Annotated in this window: 14 protein-coding genes and 2 pseudogenes; 6 read left to right on the top strand and 10 right to left on the bottom strand. The window is 61.5% G+C overall.

What is annotated here, in order from left to right; all coding sequences use genetic code 11:
- Positions 1–16: 16 nt before the first annotated feature.
- From DXK94_RS07850 to DXK94_RS07835, 3 genes are all read left to right on the top strand, one after another.
- Positions 17–1,069 (top strand): glycosyltransferase, encoded by a 1,053-nt coding sequence (locus tag DXK94_RS07850; protein WP_115524545.1) that lies wholly within the window; start codon positions 17–19, stop codon positions 1,067–1,069.
- A gap of 1,273 nt (positions 1,070–2,342) precedes the next feature.
- Positions 2,343–2,702 carry a hypothetical protein gene (locus DXK94_RS07840; protein ID WP_115524543.1) on the top strand — a complete coding sequence of 120 codons (360 nt, stop codon included), beginning with the start codon at positions 2,343–2,345 and terminating at the stop codon, positions 2,700–2,702.
- A gap of 215 nt (positions 2,703–2,917) precedes the next feature.
- Positions 2,918–3,970: a DUF3616 domain-containing protein gene (locus tag DXK94_RS07835; protein WP_115524542.1), complete on the top strand. Its 1,053-nt coding sequence runs from the start codon at positions 2,918–2,920 to the stop codon at positions 3,968–3,970.
- A 357-nt stretch (positions 3,971–4,327) separates the two neighbouring features.
- Here DXK94_RS07835 and DXK94_RS21910 read toward each other — a convergent pair whose 3' ends face one another.
- From DXK94_RS21910 to DXK94_RS07815, 3 genes are all read right to left on the bottom strand, one after another.
- On the bottom strand, positions 4,328–4,432 hold the full coding sequence (locus DXK94_RS21910; protein WP_395928700.1) for a helix-turn-helix domain-containing protein: 105 nt from the start codon (positions 4,430–4,432) through the stop codon (positions 4,328–4,330).
- A gap of 1,648 nt (positions 4,433–6,080) precedes the next feature.
- Entirely contained in the window at positions 6,081–6,461 is a 381-nt protein-coding gene (locus DXK94_RS07825) for a hypothetical protein (protein ID WP_115524540.1), read from the bottom strand.
- 2,405 nt (positions 6,462–8,866) lie between these two features.
- Positions 8,867–10,723, bottom strand: coding sequence for an ABC transporter ATP-binding protein (locus DXK94_RS07815; RefSeq protein ID WP_181884769.1), 1,857 nt, complete (start codon positions 10,721–10,723; stop codon positions 8,867–8,869).
- A 209-nt stretch (positions 10,724–10,932) separates the two neighbouring features.
- On the opposite strand from DXK94_RS07815, the pseudogene DXK94_RS07810 reads away from it, so the two are divergent.
- Positions 10,933–11,196: pseudogene (locus DXK94_RS07810) on the top strand (leucine zipper domain-containing protein); the annotation flags it as partial.
- 480 nt (positions 11,197–11,676) lie between these two features.
- On the opposite strand, the gene DXK94_RS21905 reads toward DXK94_RS07810, so the two are convergent.
- The 6 genes from DXK94_RS21905 to DXK94_RS07780 all read right to left on the bottom strand — a co-directional run bounded on the left by DXK94_RS21905 (position 11,677) and on the right by DXK94_RS07780 (position 19,265).
- Positions 11,677–11,811 carry an FHA domain-containing protein gene (locus DXK94_RS21905; RefSeq protein WP_115524537.1) on the bottom strand — a complete coding sequence of 45 codons (135 nt, stop codon included), beginning with the start codon at positions 11,809–11,811 and terminating at the stop codon, positions 11,677–11,679.
- Between the two features lie 747 nt (positions 11,812–12,558).
- A complete protein-coding gene (gene pyk, locus DXK94_RS07800; protein WP_258868482.1) occupies positions 12,559–14,238 on the bottom strand; it encodes a pyruvate kinase in 1,680 nt (559 codons plus the stop codon).
- A 104-nt stretch (positions 14,239–14,342) separates the two neighbouring features.
- Positions 14,343–15,503, bottom strand: a complete 1,161-nt coding sequence (locus DXK94_RS07795) for a glycerate kinase (RefSeq protein WP_115524536.1) — start codon at positions 15,501–15,503, stop codon at positions 14,343–14,345.
- A gap of 5 nt (positions 15,504–15,508) precedes the next feature.
- Positions 15,509–16,978, bottom strand: a complete 1,470-nt coding sequence (gene dctA, locus DXK94_RS07790; protein WP_115524535.1) for a C4-dicarboxylate transporter DctA — start codon at positions 16,976–16,978, stop codon at positions 15,509–15,511.
- A 141-nt stretch (positions 16,979–17,119) separates the two neighbouring features.
- On the bottom strand, positions 17,120–18,217 hold the full coding sequence (locus tag DXK94_RS07785; RefSeq protein ID WP_115524534.1) for a tartrate dehydrogenase: 1,098 nt from the start codon (positions 18,215–18,217) through the stop codon (positions 17,120–17,122).
- Positions 18,218–18,371: 154 nt separating this feature from the next.
- A complete protein-coding gene (locus DXK94_RS07780; protein WP_115524533.1) occupies positions 18,372–19,265 on the bottom strand; it encodes a LysR family transcriptional regulator in 894 nt (297 codons plus the stop codon).
- Between the two features lie 303 nt (positions 19,266–19,568).
- On the opposite strand from DXK94_RS07780, the pseudogene DXK94_RS07775 reads away from it, so the two are divergent.
- Positions 19,569–21,012 (top strand): annotated as a pseudogene (locus DXK94_RS07775) (glyceraldehyde-3-phosphate dehydrogenase).
- Between the two features lie 31 nt (positions 21,013–21,043).
- A complete protein-coding gene (locus tag DXK94_RS07770; RefSeq protein WP_115524532.1) occupies positions 21,044–21,304 on the top strand; it encodes a hypothetical protein in 261 nt (86 codons plus the stop codon).
- Between the two features lie 243 nt (positions 21,305–21,547).
- Here the strand turns inward: DXK94_RS07770 and DXK94_RS07765 are convergent, their stop codons facing one another.
- The gene (locus tag DXK94_RS07765; RefSeq protein WP_115524531.1) at positions 21,548–22,519 is read right to left on the bottom strand and encodes a LacI family DNA-binding transcriptional regulator; all 972 of its coding nucleotides are present in this window, start codon (positions 22,517–22,519) and stop codon (positions 21,548–21,550) included.
- Position 22,520 lies beyond the last annotated feature (1 nt).

The raw sequence follows: 22,520 nt of genomic DNA, 5'->3' as shown, positions 1-22,520 counted from the left end.
TATAGTAGGCGAGGCTATGCGCAAACAGGCCCAATTCCCGCTCCGGATCCTAGTCGTCTCGCCTCCTTACTACGAAGTCCCACCGCGCGGGTACGGCGGTGTTGAGCGTGTCTGTTTTGCCCTCGTTGAAGGGTTGGTCGACAGGGGTCACGAGGTCACGCTCGTCGGCGTTGGTCCGCGTCACACCAAGGCCCACTACGTGCCGACACTGCCCGTAGCCCCAACAGAGATGGCGGACGATCCGGTAACCCTTGAAGTCCGACACGCACTCGTCGCGGCCCGAGTGATCCGCGACCTGCGTCCAGACATCGTCCACGATCACACGATCAGCGGCTTGCTATCAGCCGCCGACCATCCCTGTCCCACCGTAGCAACTGTCCATGTCGCCCTGGCTGGGCCTGATTCCTTCGCGGAGATTTACCAGTCCATCAGTCCCGCGGTTGGGCTGGTCGCTTTGTCGGACTCCCAACTTCGCGACGCACCGGACCTCAACTGGATTGGGCGGGTCCACAATGGAATTCCGCTCAAGCCGCACAAGGGGATCGAGCGGAAGGCCCACCACGTCCTTTATCTGGGCCGCATCAGCGCCACTAAAGGAGTCGATTTGGCGATCGCGGCCGCGCGCGCCGCCAAGCGTCGGCTCGTCATCGCCGGCGACGCCACGACGAAGACGGAGAATGACTACATCGCTCGCACCTTTGCTCCACTGCTCTGTCAGGGCGTTGAGTGGGTCGGTGAGATTGATGACGCCCGCAAGTGCGATCTGCTGGCCGAGGCCGGATGCCTTATTCTGCCTCCGCGCTGGCACGAACCGTTCGGCCTAGTCGTCGCCGAGGCGACGACCGCCGGTGTACCGGTCGTCGCGCTGCGCATGGGCGCGCTGCCCGAATTGCTTGAGGAAGGAGTAACCGGTGTGCTGTGTGATAGGCCCGACGAGCTGCCCGGGGCCATCAATCGAGCCTTCCGGCTCCCGGGTTCGGTTTGCCGGGCTCGGGCGGAACGGCGTTTCGACGCCCGCCACATGGTTGCCGAGTACGAGCAGATCTATCGGGCCTGCCTTCCCAGGTAAGCAGCGAAGTAATAAGGTGAAACTGCGGGCTTGATCTTCCTCGAGAGCCCCTGCAATCAAAGGGCGCCGTCCTCCGACCCCGCAGTCGCCGACACTACGTTGTTCGCCCATGCAGCAGTAACGCGGTAGTAACGGCGGGTGTGAGCACATGTAGATATGTGCGACATAAGGGGCCCTTCACATTCAGCCATTCCGGTAGGGCCGGTGTCTGCCGGCTAAATCAGATTCGTCGTTGCATCGCGGCGCGGCCGCGTTGGATCTGTCCCTTAGGAGCAGATCGTGACGTCATTCGCAGGTGGGGGGATGTGCCGAGTCGGAGGAGGTATGCAATGTCTCAGCAGCACGAGCACGGCGGCCATGGTGGGGACGGCACGATGGGCGTCCACGGCATGTTGCTGTTTGGCGAGGAAACGTTGTACCTGTCACACCTGCCGATGTTTCAAAGCCCGCACAATTTTCAGGTAATCCTCGAGGTCCGACTGGATGACGCTGCGCGCGAGGTGCTTCGCGCCGACCCCCTAACCAACGCTGATGGCCGGCACACGTTCGAACCCGCGGAGTTCCACATCGCCGATCTTGACCCTACAGGAGGGGGCCCGGTGCGATCACCACTGAAGGGCGTGATTTTCCAGGGTCACTTCGAGCGCGGGGGCCGGGCGATTGCCCGCGCGGTTGCAGAGGTCCGCAGTGTCGTTCATTTCGAGGAGTTGGACCTCACGGTCAATCATGCGGAAAACCAAGAGCTAACCTACCTTTGCTTCGGACGTACCGGGCAACTGCACCTCGCGCATCGGATTACGGCCAGTCCTGACTTTGACCAGGTTCTCACCGCACGACTGGTTCCCGGCACGGTGACTGATCAGGCCGGACGGCCTGTGGGACAGGACGTGACCCGGGAATCCAACCAGGCAGTCCGGTCGCATTCCCGGGCCGCGGCAACACTCCGCAGACCCGGCTGGTTCCCAAAGAGACTGCCGAGGGGACCTTCTTCGAGACCAGCGGGCCAAAAGGCTTCCACGGGTTCCGTGTCCAGGTCGAGGTGGGCCGGGAGCTGTACGTCGAATTGGGCGAGCTTGGCTCCGGCTGACAGGTTCACTGGGCCGAGCCGTAGGTGAGCTCATCACGGCCTGCACCGACAATGATCGGGGGACAACACGGATACCGCCGCCTGTCTGTTCCGGCCGATTGATTGGGACACGCTTCCCTGTAACAGGGGACAAAACCAGCCAATTGTAGAGGGAGCGCTTGTTGTAGTTCAGAGGGGAAAATGAAGATGAAGAGTTTCACGCTCGCCGGTGAAGGCATCGACGTGCAGTACAGCGCCGAACCCGGTGTGCTGTCCGTGCAGGGCAACGGCCTGCCGGGCAATAATCGGGAGTTCTTCGGGGAGGATCTGGCGATATCAACGTCCGACCTTGGGACCATGCTCACGGGAGTTCTCCTTGCAAGTACAAGGAACCGTAGCGCCATCCGGTTGTCCGTGCTGGTTCCCGCGCGGCTGCGAAGGCTCGACGAAGGCCCGATCACCGGGGCGGCCATCATTGTCACTGACCGAACCAAAGCAATGGACTCAGGCCCGGATTCCCTGCAGGATTACGATGTCCGTCAGTTGCCCGGGACGATGCAGGATTAATGCAGATTTCCGCCGTAAGTGTTTGAGCTTCAGGACTCTTACCATGCGCGTTCGGGGGTTATCCATTGATAGTGCGAAAGAATCAGGGGCGCCCGGCCGCCCTCTGCCCGTGTTCCAAAATCCGTCAAAGATAGGAGTGACATGTGGGATCGACCGCCGCTGACGGGACCCTCGCAGGCGGACTGGGAGCCTCCCAGGGAATGGAGTGATCCGCTATGACCGGCTGGCCCCAGGCGGATAAACCGTCCGGAAAAATCACACTCGTCCTCGACCAGCCCAGCACCCTTAGTCCGAACGACGACCTCCGCGATGGGTTGTCCGCGATCATTCGCCAGGGCGACCACCTTTGGGTGGCCAACGATGAGACGACCAGTTTGGAGCGGCTCACAATTGAAGGTGACTTGGCCCGCGCCCACCGCAGCTTCGACCTAACCCGTCTCCTACAGCTTCCCGGTGAGGGGGAAATCGACATCGAAGGCCTCGATGTCGAGGGTGACACACTGTGGCTGCTGGGGTCGCACAGCGCGGTCCGCAAACGCGTTAAGGACAAACACGACCCTGACCAGGCCCGGAAAGCCTTGGCGACAGTCGAAGCCAGTCTGCGCCGACAGGTACTGGCTCGGCTCTCTATCAGAGCACTCCTTGACCCGGGCGGAAGCCAGAACTCCGAGCAGAATCACGTCCCTGTGCTCGGTCCTCGTGGAGGCAGCGGCATCGGCCTGTTGGATTTACTGGCCGATGACCCGCACCTTGGAGGCTTCCTACGGCAACACCCAATCCCCGGCAAGGACAACGGGATCGACTGCGAAGGCCTCGCGGTGTCGGGGGACCGCGTGTTTCTCGGCCTACGCGGGCCGGTTCTGCGCGGATGGGCAGTTGTTATCGAATTCAAGGCCGGTGACGCACCAGGGCCTGAGGGCCGCCACTACGGTAAGCATTTCCTCGACCTGGGCGGCCTAGGGATACGGGATCTGTGCCGCCACGGAGAGGACCTACTCGTCCTGGCAGGACCGACTATGGAGCTCGACGGCCGCACTGCCCTGTTCCGCTGGCGGGACGCACTGACATCAGAAGTCGAGGCCGTCGTGAACAAAGACGAGCTCAAATGCGAACTCGACGTACCCTTCGGAAAGGGTGAGGACCGGGCTGAGGGAATCACCGTGCTCGAGGACGGCAAATCGATCCTGGTGGTGTACGACACTCCAGCCATTAAACGCAAAAGTGGTCGGCACGGTATCCAAGCGGACGTCTTCGACCTCGGGGAGTGACGAGGGGCTCGATCCTCAGATTTTCCGATCACCGCGCCTTCTTCTTCTTACGGAAGCAGAGGCTGCGAGGATGGCTGCCGAATCCTGAAAGGACAGGGCAATCTGACGGTCGTCTGTAGATAATTTGGCGACCCTCCACCCGTCTAATCCAGCAAGGGTAGCCTGGACATTGCAGCCGTGAACAGGGCGCCTTGTTTTGCCCCCTCGGAGTCTGGGGAAAACGTCACGAATGATGGCAGGAAACAGCCAAGATGTCCCTTAACAAACGCGCGCAGGACCGGGTTGCCGGCGATTTTCCCGGTGCGCTGCCGGCTCCGTCTGCGCTCGGCACTCCGCTGAGCCGTCCGCGGACGGTAACTACCCGAGGCCACATAAGTGTTCCGGGCGAATCTCCCTGCTTACCGTCGATGGACTCCGTCCGAGCTCCCTGGCAAAGGCACAGATGCTCCGGCCGCTATGCAACAGGTCTACGATCGTGATCCGTTCCGACTCCGAGAGGAACCGGGCGGAGATGACCGCTGGCCTCCGGAGCAAGATGGGAGCGTTACTTCTTGATGTCTCCGGACTTCAGCACGACAGAGTGGCCGTGCCGCCGTCGGGTACCCGAACTACGGCTGATTCCCACGATCCGGCAGGCTTCGGAATTCCCCATTCCCTGGTTCATCAGCTGATCATGATGAGCACGCGCAGCGTGCTTCGGAGGTGCTCCTCGGGACTTCCTCCGCCTTTTCATCTCTGCAAATTGCAACTCCTAAATCCCTCAGGTGTTGCAACGACGGCTGGACGCCAAGCGTCAGAATGGCTCACTTTTCGACCATTACCAACAGCGTTATCAGCATGTCACGCGTTTAACATGTCGACGTCGAATTGATTTGTGTTGCCTCTTCTTGAAAAGGTGCGAGACTATGGGCGTCATAAGAACGGAATATCGTCTAAGTTGTCCTTGCTGACCTGGTCTGAGTACCCGTCCGCTCAATCAATTAGCTGGAACATCAAACTGCTGTTGAAGCATCAGGAAATACATTCGGCTCCCCTGTATTCTGCATCCAAAGGTAGCTCTGCGAGGCAAGGGTCAGCTAGTTAGAGCTTCCTGAACCAACTCGGAGCCAACCCAGGAGCAGGATTTGTCGCTCGACACACCCTCAAAGCCCAACCGAACGCGCGTCCGCGTAGGCAATCTATGGCTGCTGAAGTAACCGACAGGATCAGCGCTGGCGCGAATGTAGCCGCAGCGATCGGAACTGTGGGAGCGCTGTGGCTGGGAGCCATAACTCTCCGCCAACAGGTAAAAGACCAAATCCGGCAACAGGCCCCTGCTGTAACCGTGGGCTCGCGGCGGGCTTCTGAGACCGGAACGGCTTACGAGTGCTTCATTAGTAACGGGAGCGAGTTACCGATCTGCTCGGTGAGGCTCGTCGCTAAGTTCGACGAAAATGAGGCCGATTCTGAAGCTGACGTAGTTGAGCCAGGCGGACGACTGGCCTTCCCACAGGGGGGGCGAATCTAGGCATGTCTACGCTCAGTTCATCGACAGTGCCAGTCAGACATGGGGTAGAGACGGCTCCGGCGGTCTCACCTACTACAAGCTCAACTGGATCCCGAGATGGATAGTTAGGCGACTCATTATATTAGTGCTCAAGGGCATGATTCGATAGGCGCTGGTTATCGATCAGGGCTGGACGCTGCGTCCTGGCCGCGAGGCGGTTCCAGTTCTCGCCCGCCAAGGCGAAGAAATGGACGGACCGTACCGAGTCTTTTGCGAGGACGGCATGACTAATGCGTCGTCCTCGCCGCGCAAAATCCAAACCCGACTGCTTGCGTACGGAGCGGCGGCTCATCGCGTTGGGGTTCACCCAACGTGGGGACCACGCCGGATTGCGCCCACCTGCCTTTGGCCGGCTCGACCGTGGGCAAAGTTCTGGCCAAAGGTCGGCTGGACCGAGGAGGCGCTACGTCGGCAGGGCGCGTTCCGTGTTCATGGCGAATTGGATGTCAAAGGTTTGTCAAGCCTGCGTGCTTGGCAGGGATTTCCGGAGATTGACGAAATCTCGTCCTGTTGGAGTTATTGTCGCAAATTCGCTGAGTTTGGAGCCGGACTGCGGCAAATGTCTCAGGCCAGGGCTCCAGATCTCGATATACCCAACGTCGCGGAGATGCTGAAGCTCGCGGATAAGTCCGTCGGTGGACTCGAAAGATCAAAGTGGCCGGACTCCAGTTTTCGAAGGTTTGTATACATCGTCGGTGACATGGTTGAGAGGAAGAGCACGGCAACCCGCTGTGACAAGTCATCGATCTGGCCACGAAGATCACGAACTTCCTGCTGAATCCCACCTAACTCCAGCCATTCCCCAAATTTCACAGGTGCGCCCTTTCGCAGGCGGTCGCGAATCGCGGTGCGCAGATCCGAAATTTCAGGTCGGAAGATTCGCCCAAGCGACAACAGAAATGCGATCCACAGAGCGGTTTGAAACAAGGGCACCCAGGCATCCATCGCGACCCCCTATAGACATTCAACGATCAATTCGTCAAACTGCCGCAAATAGAACGTGCCCAGTAAAGCAGGACCCTCGTTATTCCAGCGTTACGACTTCGGAACTGTGTACCCCCCCGGCCCGTGAACGCAATTTTTCCCGTAATCCGAGCAAGTCACGTTCGGCGAATGTCTTCCAGCTGCGGTGGTACAGGTTCTTCCGGTTCCGGCGGCTCCAGATTGTTTCATTCGAGGATGATTTCCTTGCGGCGGCAGCGAGGATGGCGTCGAGATCATCCTCGCCGGGCCCAGCACACCAGTCCAGGCCGTGCCTCGGGGGCGCGGCGGACGGAGAAGGACTCTGATCGAGTGTGCCCGGCCAGCGACGCGTTGAGGGCGAGCAGCCATCCACGACATGCGCATTGTTCATGTTCCAGCCGGCGACGAGGCCTGAGCCGATCATTTGGTCGCTGAGTCGGGCGAGTCGGTAGGCGGGTCGGTGTCGAGGGCGAGTTGGAGGAATTGGTGTGCTTTGCTGCCTCTGCCTTCCCACCAGTTGATGTAGCCGATAGCCGTAAGGGCTGGGGCTGCATGTTCTGCGCCGGTGAGGGTGTAGGCGTGCAATAGGACTTGTTGTGCCCATTCGATGTGTGACCACTTTGGCGCGGCTTCGGTTTGGGCGAACAGGATCTGCTGGCATGGGATCGTCGACTCCTGTGATGTCCGCGATGAGCCGGTCCCGGATAGCCGGAAATTGCACGTGGGCAACGAGGGCCTGGCAGTCGTCATCGCTGGGACAGTGTCGGCGTAGAGCATGTTCAACCATAGCTTCCGGCCTTGCCGGAGCGCGCGTTGTTCGGCGAGGACCCCGGTGAGCGCGGCGACGGTGCCAATCACTGCGTTTTCTGCGGTTGTTGGTTGTGGGCGTCGTTCTGGTAGGGGACCGCCCGCTGGGCTGAGGGGCCGGAGTGCAACTTGGGGGACCGGCGCCGGGACGAAAACTTCATCCGCAGGCAATGCTTCGGTCTTCTATTGCAGAAATTTTCGGTTCGGGGTCGGCGCCGTAGCGCCTTGGTTGCGCGGAGGTCCGCCCAGCGATTATGGGGGCATATCAGTATGACAAGCAGCGATGAAACTTCTGCCTGTCCAGCGATGCCAAGGAACCAAGCGGCATGACTTCTGCCAGGCATCGGAGGCAGGGCTCATTCAAATGCTTATTAGTGCCGCGCAGATTGAAGCTCAGTAAGGATGGGCATAGATGGCGGTCAAAACTTTTGGAGCCGCGGCCAGAGGGGCAGACCCTAAATAATCGACCGAGGTCCCGATTCTTTCTGGGGCCCGCATGTCGGCACCTTTAAGCGTGCATGTGCCCAAGTCGGCGACCCGTTCCTCCGTTGCCGGATTCATGAGCGTTGTTTTTCAAAGATGGCTCGGAGCAGAGGCGGGTGTTGATACGGTCTCCGGTGCAGTAACGCATGGATAACGCGCGACGCTGTCTACTTAGATCAAATTGTGCAGGCGCAAGCCGGGGGACGAATTCTGTATGATTTTCCGGCAGTTCTGGGGTGTACTGGCCGCAACGAAACGCCAGCCATGAGCATTCCATCAGAGGTCCAATGACCGATGATGCTTACAGCTTGGCCAGAGCCTACGGGGATCTTTCTGTAGGGAACGCATTACTATCTCCGCTTTTTTCTGGATAAAACCTGGAAAGCTCGATCCCCGCTTTGCTCCTCGTCACTCCGTACCTGTGATGGCGGCCGCCAGGTCCCAGCTGCTGAACATAATGGGCACCCTCATCCCTCCGGTGGTGGGTGCCGCGGCTGCGGGAGCGATTGGCCTGCAGCTGACCTAGCACCTACTGCGGCTGAGGGCGTGAAGGAATTTGTAAAACAGGCAGGGGAGATGGGGGGGGGGCGGGTCTCTCGTCGGACTAGGGCTCGAGCACGCTCGGAAGGACGTCGCCACCCTGCCCGGCCTCCTTGGTACAGACACCTACCTTGCCCAGCTATGGACCAGCATCGAAGCCCTTTACTCCATCGCCAGAACCTGCCACCAAGGAGCGAAAACCACTTGAGAACTTTCCCTGGGTCTCTGAACAAACAGACGCCACCTGGCGAACGACCTGCGCCACGACGGCCGAAGCTGCCGGTGCGGCCGTGAAGAATTACATCCTTTGCCGTACATGGTTCCCACGAGCTTGACGGCAACCGGCGCTCGTTCATCATGTTTGCGGAGGCCACCTTGAGACAGCTTTACCTCGCACCGTACCCATATTTCGCGCTGGATCAGATCGGAGGACTACTGCTGAAGCGAATCCGCCAGTTCACGGGGCGCCGCCGTGTGTTCTGAGCCTACGCCTTGACACCCAGCCGCTCCAATCAACTCGAAGAGGGGCTCAGCTCCTTTGTGGGATTTGGGCAGATTCACTCGAACCGACGATCCGCGTCCCACATCCGCCGAAACATGCTCCGGGGGTCCGATCGCAGAAGTTGCGGGTCCCCCTCCTCGATCACCGAGCCGCCGTCGAGGATCACCACATGTCCGGCGAACAGCGCGAACTCCAGCCGGTGGCTGATCACGAGCACGGTGCGCGCCGGATTGGCCAACCAAGCCTGCATGGGGCCTTCGATTTCGCTGAGGGTGAGGGCGTCGACACCTGAAAGCGGTTCATCGAGAATGGCAAGCTCCGACCGATCCACGAGAATTCGTGCAAGGGCCAGCCTCTGCTTCTGCCCCTCCGAGAGGCCACGGGCCTCCTCCGCAAGCAGCGCGATTGCGCCATCCTGCGTTTGAGCAAGCCCAACCTGCTGGATAATCGCGGCTTGCTCAGCAACGCTCACCGCGTCGGCGGCGAACAGGTTGTCCTGCACTGTGCCCTCGACGAAATGCCGCGTCTGGGCAAGATAGCTCATCCGACCCAGCACGGCGCGGTCCAGTCCATGGCTCTCGGCACCGAAAATCTCCACGATTCCTTGGTCGGGCACCAGGAAGCCCAGGGCGATGCGGGCCAAGGTCGTCTTGCCGGCACCGGAACGACCGATCAGGAGCGTAGTTCCTCCGCGCGGAACCTCGAACGAGCACCTGCTTAGTACAGGACCGGACTCCTGATCGGGGTACCTGTACGTGACCTCTGACATGCGGATAACCGGATCGTGCCCGCTTTGGGGTGGCTCAGGAGGGCGGGCGTCGCTTCGCGTAGTGGTCCACTGTCGGAGCAGTCGCAGCAGGTAGTCGGACATGGAAGTGGATCGTCGCACGCTGTCGTATCCTGCCAGGAGAGCCATCACCGGCCCAAGAAGCCGGGAGTAGATGGAGATGAAGAAGTAGATGTCTCCGACCGCGCCCAAGTCGGTACCTGCAGCGACAGCGACGACCACCAGCCCGACGGCTACCAGCCTGCCAACGTCGAAAATGACGCCTTGGAAAGACTGGAAGACCGACTCGCGAATGCTGAGCTTGCGATCGAGGGAGGCGAGCCCTTCCGAGGCGAAGGCGAGGCGCCTCACGTAGTCTCCATCTCTCTCATGGGCGAGCAGTACGTCACGGTAGCTGAGAACGTCATCCGTGCGAGCGAGCAGGTCCTTGCGCTGTTCGTCGAACAACTGGCGCTGTCGGGCCAGGCGTGAGGCTTGCAACTGGCTCACGCCAGCCAACGCGAGCGCAACGATGACGAATGTGCTTGCGAATAAGGGATGCACGCTTCCCACGAGGGCCACAACGGAAATGAGCGTTGCCAGTTGCTGCAAGGAGGTGACAGCGACGGCCCACGCCCCTGAGATGGCGGACGCCCCCTGCTGCACCGCGCCGGTAACTCCGCCTGGCTCGTTGGGGCCGCGTTCCACGCCGCCGGTCTCCATGTAGGCTCGTAGCCCATCCCCGAACATGTGGCGAAAGAGTTCGACGTTTATCGTTTCGCGGATGCGAACCGCCAGCACGGACAAGGTGATGCTGGCGACCATTACGATCACGTATAACGCTCCTACGGTCGTGATGGTGAGTGTGACGCCATTGAGGAGTGCAAGGATTTGCTCGCCCCAATCAGTCGCGTCGGCCGCTCTAGGCCAGCCGTTGAACGTTCCTTGCCAGAAGACAGCGGCGTCCCTCGCATTAAGGGCGGACGCGGCTTGATCGATCACGGCCGACTCGAGGAGCGACTTCATAGTCGCCACCAGACCGCCCACGAGGCCCAGCGCGACAAGGGACGCAACAGACAGGTATCGGGCTCGGAACAGACGCGCCACGTAAGGCCACGTAAGCTTGAGAACGGTCCGGGCATTCACGCGCACTCCTTGGTTAGTCCGGTTGCTGGGTGGTGCTGATCCGGCCGCCCGCATCGTTGAGACTTCCTCATCATGCCGCTGAGCGCGTCGGAAGGCTAGATGTATTGACCACGGACGTTAGTGACGCTCGGCGTGGTTTGATGACATGAGGAAGACCTCCGGGTGGAGTGGGGCTTGTCTAGAGTCCAATTCCACGCACGCAGGTCTTCATGTCCCACCCCAAAGCTCTTCTGACGCCTCGTTGCCGGCTTACAGCTCGCGCAGCGTCTCTTTGCCCAGGTCTGGAGCCTGCGCCGGGCCGCGGACCGGTTTCAGGTCTCGGTGACAACTGCTGCGCGTTGGGCGCACCGCTCCCGTGAGCATGGTCCGGAGGGGATGGCGGATCGCTCCAGCCGCCCGCATTCGTCTCCCCGGCGCACGGCGACGCGTAAGAGTGGCGGATCCTCGCCGTACGGGTGAACCGCCGGTGGGGCTAGTCAGGATCGGGTCGACCACCGGACGGGTTAACGAGGGGTATGGGTGCCGGCGGCAAGCCTAAGGGAACTTATACCAAGTGACGTGCCTAGAAGCTGGATGCGTAACGGATACTCCGCTTTGTTCATGTCGGAGGCCGGCCGGACCGCAGTTCTTCAGCTGCATAAAGACGGATCCGAGCAGGTCAATAACGACCGTTTCTAACCCGCTTATGGCAAGCCTCCGAAAATGTCAGTTTCAGAAGGCGTCTGCGCGGAATATCAGAAGTCCTCTGCACGGCGCCCCTCGGGCGGAGCGACCTCGAAAGACTGAGTCACTTACCAGCCTGACAGTGCCCAATTAAAAATCGGGCAGGCTGGCGTTCACGCCACGTGCGGACTCCGTTGCTACTGGCGGGGTCCGTTACCACTTGGTGGCGAAGGCAGGCCCGCCAGTGATGAAGGGTGCGTCAGCGATCAGCTAATGGTTGCCCGAAGGAACTATGTCCACATGGGCGAATTGACGCGCCGTCCGTTGACCCAGCTCCCGTTACGCGATGCCGCGTCAACATGAATCGTACGACCACCAGACGATGTCACCACGGCATGCCTGCTCACCCCGGGAGCATCATCCAGCCGCGGGTAGTTGACTGCTCGCGGTCGAAGAAATGCATCACTTTGGCCTGGTCACGCGTGCGACGGCCAAGAACCTCGTGTGATGTGTGAAGAGAGCGTGTGGACAATGTCCACACTTGGGGCTTCGGAACGGGTCGTATCTGGATTGGATAGGGCCGGATTTCGCATATTTCCGCGGATACCCAGCGTTTGTAAGGGCTGGAATGCAGTTCGAGTCCCACCTCGGGCACAGCATATCCCCTCGTCAGAGGGGTTTTTGCTTTATCGTGTTGACATGGCTTGTGGTGGCGTCCCTCTGACGCTAGGTGCGCGGGCTGTGGTCTGGCCGCCGCGGGGGCCTATTCAGATATGTGAGGTGGCGGGTTCAAGTCCCTGGCTGGGGGGCCTTCCGCCTGCTGTGATGGGGATATGCGATTCCTTTTTTCCGTTGTGTCGGGTTGGGCCTGGTTGTCCAACACCTATTCATGGTCCTTGGTGGCGAACACAACATGACGTCGCCCGGCTTTGGTACGAGGTTCTTCATTTAGCGCTCCTCTTAGACGTCGTAGGAGCTGCGATTGCAGCCTTTGTCCTGCCAAAGGGGGTGTGGACATTGTCCACACTTACGTCTGCTTTATTGGAATCGCTGTGATGGGGAAGGATCGTCGAAGCCTTCAACCCCAAGCATGCGTCACGTGCCGTCCTTAGGGTCGTGAGAGCGGCGCCGCGCACAAGGTGGTGGGAATGACGAACAGCGGCTGCTGGGGTTCATAAGCGTCGAAAGAGGGGCGCCGGTGACAGCTCGACCGGCAACCTGTGACACTCCGCTGTGCGGTTTTGCCCCTGGCCGTACCTGTTGTTGTTGCCCTGTTGGGGCATCCTAGCTCGTAATTTGGATGAGCATGGTACGCCCTGAGACAGGGGCATCGAGGCGATGAAGTTCCGCTGCCTGACCCAGCCTGGGCCCCGGGCTCTAACACTTGGGGGACAAAATTTTTCCTTGTTGCTGCCGGCTTCACCAACACGCGTGGAGTCGGCGAGGTCGCCCACCTTGTGCACCTTCAGCGAGTTCGTCGAACCGGCCTTTCCGGGAGGCGAACCGGCGGCGATGACCACCAGGTCACCGTCGTCCACGAGGCCCATCTCCATCAGGCTGCGGTCAAGCTGCGCGGTCATCTCATCGGTGTGGTCCACCATCTGCACCAGCACCGGCTGGATGCCCCAGGTAAGGGCCAGCTGGTTCCAGACCTGCTCCACCGGAGTGAAGGCGAAGACCGGCTTGATAGGCCGCAGGCGGGACAGGCGGCGTGCGGAGTCACCGGACTGCGTGAACGCACAGATGTACTTCGCGTCCAGCTGGTCGGCAATTTCGACGGCGGCACGCGTGATGGCGCCGCCACGCGTCTTGGGCTTGGTCCCCAGCGGAGGGACGCGCTCCAGGCCGTGGACCTCAGTGGACTCGATGATCCGGGCCATGACCTTGACGGTCTCGATCGGGTACTTGCCCACGCTGGTCTCGCCCGAGAGCATGACCGCGTCGGCACCATCAAGCACAGCGTTGGCGCAGTCGGAAGCCTCTGCACGGGTGGGACGCGGGTTGTCGATCATGGACTCCAGCACCTGCGTGGCCACGATGACCGGCTTCGCCCAGCGGCGGGCCAGCTCGATGGCGCGCTTTTGCACGATCGGCACTTCCTCCAGCGGAAGCTCCACACCAAGGTCGCCACGGGCCACCATGATCGCGTCAAACGCGTCAATGATCTCAGGCAGCTGCTCCACGGCCTGCGGCTTTTCGATCTTCGCGATCACCGGCACACGGCGGCCTTCTTCGTCCATGATCTCGTGCACGCGCCGGATGTCCGTGGCGTCACGCACGAAGGACAGGGCAACCAGGTCAACACCGCGGCGCATGGCCCAGCGCAGATCGTCCTCGTCCTTTTCGCTCAGCGCAGGGACGTTGACAGCCACACCCGGCAGGTTGATGCCCTTGTTGTTGGACACCATGCCGCCCACGGTCACTTCGGCGACCACCTTGACGTCGTCGACGGCCGTGGCACGCAGGGCCACCTTGCCGTCGTCGATCAGCAGGGCATCTCCCACGTTGACGTCCTCGGTGAGGCTCTTCAGCGTGGTGGAGCAGATGTCCTTGGTGCCGGGAACGTCCTCGGTGGTGATGGTGAAGGTGTCACCCTCCGCGAGGGCGTGCGGGCCGTCAACGAACCGGCCCAGGCGGATCTTCGGACCCTGCAGGTCCGCCATGATGGCCACAGCCCTGGTTAGCTCAGCGGCTGCCTTGCGGACGTTCTCATAGGTGTTGTCATGCACGGTGTAATCGCCGTGGCTCATGTTCATCCGGGCGACGTCAACACCGGCTTCGAGCACAGCGAGGGTGTTTTCGTAGCTGGCAATTGCCGGGCCGAACGTAGCCACAATTTTCGCGCGTCTCATATACCTGCCCTTGTATTCTGTTGTGTGGATTTCCGATACAGAAACGCCCGCCCGTGTTTAATCCCGGGCGGGTGTTTCTGTTTCCCGCGCTGTGTCGAGTTCAGCTACAAGAGGTTTGTTCCGATTTCTTTGCCGATCTGTCGGAGCAGCGTGGCGGAGAGGTGAGGGTCTTTGGAGGAGTCCAGGTCGGTGTACTCGGCCAGGGTGTAAACCTTGGTGAGGGCCATTTCAGACCATCGCTCCTTGGGAAGCAGTGAGCGGCCGGCGACGGCGATGATGGGGCGGGTGCCTGACCTTCGCGCAACAGCGGCGGGCAGTTTCCCTGCCAGGGTCTGCTCGTCGATGCTGCCTTCGCCGGTGATCACGACATCGCAGCTGTCTTTGCGGGTGTTGAAGTCCAGCAGGTCCAGGAAGTAGTCGGCTCCGGATACCTGTTTGGCGCCGAGCAGCAGGCAGGCGTATCCGATGCCGCCGGCGCTTCCGGCGCCTTCGTGTGCTGCCAGTGATTCCGCGTCGGCGAATCCGGCTTCTGCCATTTTGTTCACGAAGTGCCCCAGGCTGTCGTCGAGGAATGCGACGTCCTCCGCTGTGGCACCTTTTTGTGGGGCGAAGACTGCCGGTGCGCCGTTGGGGCCGCGGAGGGGGTTGTGGACGTCGCTCGCGACGACAAGTTCGGTCTCTTGCAGTTCCGGGAGGGCGGTGCGGTGCACGGACCGGACCTGTGCCAACGCTCTTCCGCTGCCGTAGAGCTGGCGCCCTTGGGAGTCGTGGAAGCTGTAGCCGAGGGCGGTGAGCATTCCCATTCCGCCGTCGGTGCTGGCGCTGCCGCCCAGTGCCAGGACGATCCTTGCAGGGTTGAGGCTGAGTGCGAACAGGATAGCTACGCCGAATCCGCGGCTGGAGGAGTTCAGTGCCTCCAGTTTGCCTTCGGGCAGCAGTCCGAGTCCGCAGGTGTTGGCGACTTCGACGACGGCGGTGGTGCCGTCGAACGCGATGCTGGCCTGTACGGGTTGACCGGTGGGGCCGGCAACGGTGTAGCTGTGGCGGGTGAAGCCGGAGGTGACGGCGGCGTCGACGCTGCCGTCACCTCCGTCCGCCAGGGGAAGCAGTTCGCACTGAACTGTTCCGGCCGTGCCTGGGACGTCAGCGGCGGAGCGAAGCCCTGTTGCCAGGGCCTGGGCTACTTCGCTGGCTGTGAGGCTGCCCTTGAACTTGTCGGGGGCGATAAGGGTCCGCACGGTCTTGGGGGCAGTTGTTGTGCTCATGTTAGTTAGAAAGTCTCCGAGTGGATGGGACGGGAGCCCGCCGGGGCAAGCTCGGCAACCGGGCCCGCGTGCTTGGCAACAGTTTCCTGGGGCCCGTGGTGTCCGTACTCGGTGAGGTCATCATCGATGTCAACGACCTCGTCCAGATGGATCGGGTCCTCGGAGGGCATGGGCTCCACGTTTTCACCGTTGAAGACGCGGCGGGCGCGGTCGGCGTCCAGGGTGCGGTCCCACCAGGCGATGAAGAGGGTGGCGACGGCGTTGCCGGTGAAGTTGACCAGGGCGCGGCATTCGGACATGAACTTGTCGATGCCGAAGATGAGCATGATGCCCGCAGCCGGGATGGTGCCCAGAGTGGTCAAAGTGGCGGTGAGGGCGATGAAGCCGCCGCCGGCGACGCCTGCAGCTCCCTTGGAGGTCAGGAGCATGACGGCGAGCAGGCCCAGCTGTTCACCGATGGTCAGGTCAGTGTTGGTGGCCTGGGCGATGTAGAGGGCGGCGAGGGAGAGGTAGATGGCGGCGCCGTCGAGGTTGAAGCTGTAGCCGGTGGGGACGACCAGGCCTACGGTTTCCTTCTTGACGCCGGCGTGCTCGAGCTTGCGCATCAGGCCCGGCAGTGCCGGTTCGGCGGTGGAGGTGCCGAGGATGAGCATGTATTCCTCTTTGAGGTGGCGGATCATCGTGAAGATGTTCAGCTTCAGGAAAAGCATGATGGAGCCGAGCACGATCACCACGAAGAGGATGGAGGTGATGTAGAACAGGGCAATGAGTCCGCCCATGCTGGTCAGGGATGAGACGCCGAACTTGCCGACGGCGTAGGCCATGGCGCCGAAGGCACCAATGGGGGCGGCCTTCATGATGAAGCTGAGGATCTTGAACATGACCCCGGTGAGGCGCTGTACACCGTCCAGGACGGGGGCACCGACCTTGCCCATGGCGTTCAGGGCGATACCGAAGATGACGGCGATGAAGATGATCTGCAGGATGTTGCCCTCAACGAAGGGGGAGACCATGCTTTCCGGGATGATGTGGGTGAGGAACTGCCACCATTCCTGGTTCGCTCCGGCGTCGATCAGCTTTGCGGCGGACTCGGAGGTCTCGATGCTGCCAGCATCTGCGTTGACGCCGTCGCCCAGCCGGAAAATGTTGATGGCTACGAGGCCGAAGATCATGGCCAGGATGGTGCCGACCTGGAAGTAGGTGAGGGCTTTCAGGCCCGTCATGCCCACCTTTTTGAGGTCAGCGACGCTGGCGATGCCGCCAACGATGGTCAGGAACACGATGGGGCCGATGAGCATCTTCATTGCATCAACGAAGGTGGTTCCGATGGGTTCCATGGCGATGCCGACACTGGGCGCGAGCCAGCCGACAAGGATACCGACGACGATGGCGGTCAGTACCCAGAAATACAGTTGGCGGTACAAAGGTGTTTTGCGGGCCGCCGAAGCTGTACCGGCGGTAGTGATGTGGTCCATGATTCCTACCTCGTTGTGGAATGTAGCTGGAGGGTGCTCGATGAAGGTGGGCATGACGGAGTGGACGGCGGCGGTGTTCTGCCGCCGTCCACTCCGGGCTATGTACTGACCGCCGGGATCGAACCCGGCAGGGTTTTCTGGCTAGACGGCGGCCAGGGTGTTGGTCAGGGCTTTGATGATGGCCTCGGTGACGTCGTCGGTGTTGGCGTTCCCGCCGACGTCGCGGGTCAGGTGGCCTGAGCCGGTGGCCGCTTCGATGGCGGCTTCAACCTTGCGTGCTTCCTCGTGCAGGCCGAAGTGGTCCAGCATGAGGGCAGCGGAGGCGATGGCGCCGATGGGGTTGCTGATGCCCTGTCCGGCGATGTCCGGGGCGGAGCCGTGGACCGGTTCGAACATGGAGGGGAAGCGGCGCTCCGGGTTGAGGTTGGCGCTGGCGGCCAGGCCCAGGCTGCCGGCAAGCGCGGAGCCGAGGTCGGAGAGGATGTCGGCGTTCAGGTTGGACGCCACCACGACGGAGAGGTCTTCGGGCTTGAGGATGAACTTGGCGCTCATGGCATCCACGAGGACGCTTTCGGTCTGTACGTCAGGGTAGTCCAGGGCGACGCGGTTGAAGACTTCGTCCCAGAGGACCATGCCGTACTGCTGGGCGTTGGACTTGGTGACCGAGGAGACCTTCTTCACGGTGCGGGTTCGGGCGAGGTCGAACGCGAAGCGCATGATGCGCTCACAGCCTTTTTCGGTGAACAGGGCGGTCTGCAGGGCGACTTCGTTGCCGGGGCCGCGGCCGCTGAGGTTGCGGCCGCCCAGGCCGGCGTATTCGCCTTCGCTGTTTTCGCGGACCACGACCCAGTCGAGTTCGGTGTTGTCGGCCTTGCGCAGCGGGGACTGGACGCCGGGGAGGAACTTCACGGGGCGGATGTTGGCCCACTGGTCGAAGTTCTGGGTGATGTTCAGGCGCAGGCCCCAGAGGCTGATGTGGTCCGGGACGTTTTCCCAGCCGACGGCGCCGAAGTAGATCGCGTCAAAGTCCTTCAGCGTTTCCAGGCCATCGTCGGCCATCATCTTGCCGGTTTCTGCGTAGTAGCCGCAGCCCCAGGGGAACTCGGTCCAGTCGAAGGCGAACTTGCCGTTGGAGTTTGCTGCCAGGGCGTCCAGGACGCGGCGGCCTGCGGAGACGACTTCCTTGCCGACGCCGTCGGCGGGGATGGATGCGATGCGGAAATTCTGGGTGGCGCTCATGTGCCTACCTCCTCGTTGAGTATTTAGCAGTGAGCCTGTTAGCGGGGTCACACTGTTCTTCCTCTTCAAGTAGACGGCCTTCTCCCATACGGCGTCCAAGACCAAGATTCGATCCGTTAAATAGGTTGTGCCTATCGATGCTGGCAGCGGCAGCTCAGGGTGCGGGGGAGGCGTGGAGTTCCGCCACAGCCAGGAAGGCCCGGGCGGCGGGCGTGAGGTCCTCCTTCCGGCTGAGCACCGCAACGTCCAAGTGGGAGACGGGTTCAATCAGCAGGGTTCTCAATCCTGATTTCTGGGCCAGCGGCGCCCAGGATGAAGGCATCACCGCGTGGCCCACGCCCGCGAGCACGAGCGGCAGGATCGAGGTCCGGTGGGCGACTTCGACAACGATTTCGGTGTCGACGCCGTGGGCCAGCGCGTCGTCCACCAGCCAGCGCATCAGGGATCCGCGCTGGCTCGCAATCAACCGGTGTCCGCCCAGGTCTTCCCGTTGTATCGACTCGCCAGGGTTGAAGGTGTCTGCCTGCGGGTTGACGATGAGAATCAGTGGCTGGCGTTCCAGCTCAAGGACCTGGACGCCGGGTACCCGGATGGGGGTAGGGGAGCCGGCGAGGCCAATCTCCGTGCTGCCTGACCGGACAGAGTCAATAACTTCTTCCGGTGTGAAGGCAGCGCTGACATTCAGCCGGACAGATGGGTGCAGCCGAGTGAAGCCGGCGATCATGGACGTCAGCGGCTCAATGCCGGGGGAGGGCATCGAAATGATATCCAGCCGCCCGCTTCGGATCCCGCGAAGAGCCTGGACCGCCGAGGCCGCAGCATCGAGATCACGCATCACCAGCCGGGCCGGCCCGACCAGTTCCTTACCCGCTTCGCTCAGGACAGCGCGGCGCCCGATGCGATGAAACAGCGGCACGCCCAGGTCCTTCTCCAGGCTCGCAATCGTCTGCGATAGGGAAGGCTGCGCGATCAGCAAATGCTCTGCCGCCCGGTTGAATCCGTCGTGGTCAACCACGGCCAAAAAATACTTCAACTTTCGCGTATCCACGCAACTCCTTAATGGTTTTCGAACCTCGGGTTTCTGTCAGAGGCCTTGGACACGCACCCCATCAGCCCAGATAGCCTAGGCCTATCAGCCGGAGTGCTTCTAGGTCTTGGACGCATCCCCCTAGCAGTGGCTCTAATGGAACGATATAGCAGCCACTTTCAGGAGCCGCAGTGCCCGAAGGTTTGGTCGATGGCCGCCCTGGACATCATCAGGTGGCCGACATTCGTGTACGAGGACGTATGCGGCTGAACCGAGGAAGGTATTTCTGTGAGCCAGACGTCAGATTCTTGTCTTGATACGTGGATGGGCCGGGAGGCCCTCGCCGAGGCCATGATTCCGGTGATCGGCCGGCTGTACCGCGAGAACAACGTGGTGACCAGCATCCATGGCCGGAGCCTGATCAACAAATCCACCATGAACATCCTCAAGGCGCACCGCTTTGCGCGCCGGATGAGCAAGGACGAACTGCTGCTGGAGGAAACTGCTCCGCTCCTGAACACCCTGGCGGGACTGGAGCTCGGTGCGGCAGCGATCGACATCGCCCGGCTGAACCAGAAGTTCAAGGAAGAGGGCGGCGACGCCACCCTGGAGGAGTTCCTTCGCGCCGAACTGGCAGATGTGGTGGGCAAGCACGGCGGCGACGACCGCACCAGCACCGACGTCGTGCTCTACGGCTTTGGCCGCATCGGCCGGCTCCTGGCCCGCCTCCTGATCGAAAAGGCCGGTGGCGGCCACGGCCTGCGGCTGCGTGCCATCGTGGTGCGCAGGGGCTCGGACAACGACCTTTCAAAGCGCGCCAGCCTGCTGCGCCGCGACTCGGTGCACGGTTCGTTCGAGGGCACCATCCGCGTGGACGAGGAAGCCAACACCATCACGGCCAACGGCGTCCAGGTGCAGGTCATCTACTCGAACGACCCCGCCACCATCGACTACACCGTCTATGGCATCAACGACGCCCTGGTGGTGGACAACACAGGCCGCTGGCGTGACGCTGAAGGCCTGTCCCAGCACCTGCAGAGCAAGGGGGTTGCACGGGTGCTGCTGACCGCCCCGGGCAAGGGCGAACTGAAGAACATCGTCCACGGCATCAACCACCGCGGCATCGAGGGGCACCGACCAGATCGTGTCCGCCGCCTCCTGTACCACCAACGCCATCACTCCAGTGCTCAAGGCCATCAACGATAAGTTCGGCGTTGTCCACGGCCACGTCGAGACGGTCCACTCGTTCACGAACGACCAGAACCTGATCGACAACTTCCACAAGGGCGACCGCCGTGGCCGTTCGGCCGCGCTGAACATGGTGATCACCGAGACCGGGGCCGCCAAGGCCGTGGCAAAGGCCCTGCCGGAACTGCTGGGTAAGCTCACCGGCAGCTCCATCCGCGTCCCCACTCCGGACGTTTCGCTGGCCATCCTGAACCTGAGCCTGGAAAACGGGACCACCAAGGACGAGGTCAACAACTACCTGCGCGAGATGTCGCTGCACTCGGACCTGCGCAAGCAGATCGACTACATCGACTCGCCCGAGGTGGTCTCCACCGACTTCGTTGGTTCCCGTCGTGCGGGCATCGTTGACGGCCTCGCCACCATCTCCAATGAGAAGAACCTGGTGCTCTACGTCTGGTACGACAACGAGTTCGGTTACAGCTGCCAGGTGGTCCGCGTTATGGAGGAAATGGCCGGTGTGAACCCGCCGTCCTTCCCCGCCAAGGAATCGGCACATCGAGCACTGTCGCTGGCCAACTGACTAACGACCCTGATAAAGCGAAGGGCACGGCATGTACATCTCGAATCCCAGCACCCCCCACCCCATGCTCTCCAGCCACCTCCGAAAGGAGGTATCCAGCTGGCGCGAGCTGACCCCGGGTGACACCGTCGTGCTGCTGACATCAGATAAGCGAAACCCGCGGATCACGGGACGTGTGGACGCCATCTCCGACGATGGCCGATACTTGTGGCTGCTCCAAGACAGCGGCGCCGGACGCCGCCTGTTCCACAAGGCGGAGGGGTACACGACACTCCTGGACGCCAGGGTCTAGCCAAACGGAAGTAATCTGCTACGCGTTTCGGCTCCGTCATAACGTTCGGGAGGCTTGCGCTACGGTTTGGACGACCCCTCCGCGGAGCAAAAGCTTTCATCCGTGGATATTTTCGAGATACTCCTATCCAGGAAGCGGGTGACGTCTTCCTCTCGTTCTTCCTTGGCAAGCGGATGTACCGGACGTAGTCCAGGTTCGGAGTGTCGCCCAGAGCAACAGTCGGACAGGGGATATGAAGGGTGATCATGTGCCCGAGGGCGCAGTGGACGTCGAGTAGCGGACGATTAGCTGTGACTCCAGGCGCACTTCCGTTCTGGACAGGGACCGCCCTGCTATCAGGTCAAGGAGCATCTCCATGCCTAGCGCGCCGCTTCGTTCGATGGGCAGCCTGACTGTTGTTAGCCCTGGGTCGAATACCGATGCCATTTCTATGTCATCGATACCAACGATGCTTAGGTCACCGGGACATTGTCTTCCCAGATCCCTGGCCCCGGACATAACGCCCAGGGCGACCAGATCGTTGTATGCGACCACGGCCGTAGCGCCACTCGCAATAACAGATGCTGCAGCGGACCTACCTCCGAGCACAGTAGCTGCCTGATTCCCGGCGAAGACCAAATCGATATCCCGTTCCTGACAGAACCGGACCAAGGCAGCTTTCCGACGTGTGTTCGCCGCTGAAGACGCGGGGCCGGGAACATAAACAATTTTTCTGTGCCCCAATGCGTAGAGATGCTCTACCGCTTCTCGAAGGCCTTGAGCTTCGTCCATCAGGATGCGCGGGGCAGTTCCTGCCTCGGCGTTGACGATCACGAGGGGCGCAGCACCGACAGCGGCTTCGATGTCCAGTGCGGGCAACCGGGGAGAGACCAGGACAATTCCGTCGAGTTCGCTGGACATTCGTTCCAGGATTTCCCTCTCACGGACGGTGTCCTCGCTGGTGTCGGCAAGGACCATTCGGTGTCGTCCGTGCCAAACCTGTTCTTGCATGGACTTTATTTGCGCAGACAAAACGGCGTTCGACATATCCGGAACCACCACTCCCAGAGTCCGGCTCCCGTTGTAGAGCGGCGCGCCATAACCTACTTCGGCGGCAGCAGCCATCACCCGTTGGCGTGTGCCGGACGCCAACATTGCAGGGTCTTTGAAAGCGCGGGAAGCCGTGGCAAGGGAGACCCCCGCCCGCGTTGCAACGTCAGAAAGTGTCGCAGCCATC

The organism is Arthrobacter sp. RT-1 (genome assembly GCF_003367205.1).
Taxonomy (GTDB): domain Bacteria; phylum Actinomycetota; class Actinomycetes; order Actinomycetales; family Micrococcaceae; genus Arthrobacter.
Note: the sequence above shows the minus strand (reverse complement) of the source record. Positions and strands in the feature narration are given on the sequence as shown.

Bases quoted from the DNA above. Each gene is read 5' to 3' on its own strand.
- dctA (WP_115524535.1), bottom strand. From the start codon at position 16,978: ATGGACCACATCACTACCGCCGGTACAGCTTCGGCGGCCCGCAAAACA.
- pyk (WP_258868482.1), bottom strand. From the start codon at position 14,238: ATGAGACGCGCGAAAATTGTGGCTACGTTCGGCCCGGCAATTGCCAGC.
- DXK94_RS07825 (WP_115524540.1), bottom strand. From the start codon at position 6,461: ATGGATGCCTGGGTGCCCTTGTTTCAAACCGCTCTGTGGATCGCATTT.
- DXK94_RS07850 (WP_115524545.1), top strand. From the start codon at position 17: ATGCGCAAACAGGCCCAATTCCCGCTCCGGATCCTAGTCGTCTCGCCT.
- DXK94_RS07835 (WP_115524542.1), top strand. From the start codon at position 2,918: ATGACCGGCTGGCCCCAGGCGGATAAACCGTCCGGAAAAATCACACTC.
- DXK94_RS07765 (WP_115524531.1), bottom strand. From the start codon at position 22,519: ATGGCTGCGACACTTTCTGACGTTGCAACGCGGGCGGGGGTCTCCCTT.
- DXK94_RS07785 (WP_115524534.1), bottom strand. From the start codon at position 18,217: ATGAGCGCCACCCAGAATTTCCGCATCGCATCCATCCCCGCCGACGGC.
- DXK94_RS07840 (WP_115524543.1), top strand. From the start codon at position 2,343: ATGAAGAGTTTCACGCTCGCCGGTGAAGGCATCGACGTGCAGTACAGC.
- DXK94_RS07795 (WP_115524536.1), bottom strand. From the start codon at position 15,503: ATGAGCACAACAACTGCCCCCAAGACCGTGCGGACCCTTATCGCCCCC.
- DXK94_RS07770 (WP_115524532.1), top strand. From the start codon at position 21,044: ATGTACATCTCGAATCCCAGCACCCCCCACCCCATGCTCTCCAGCCAC.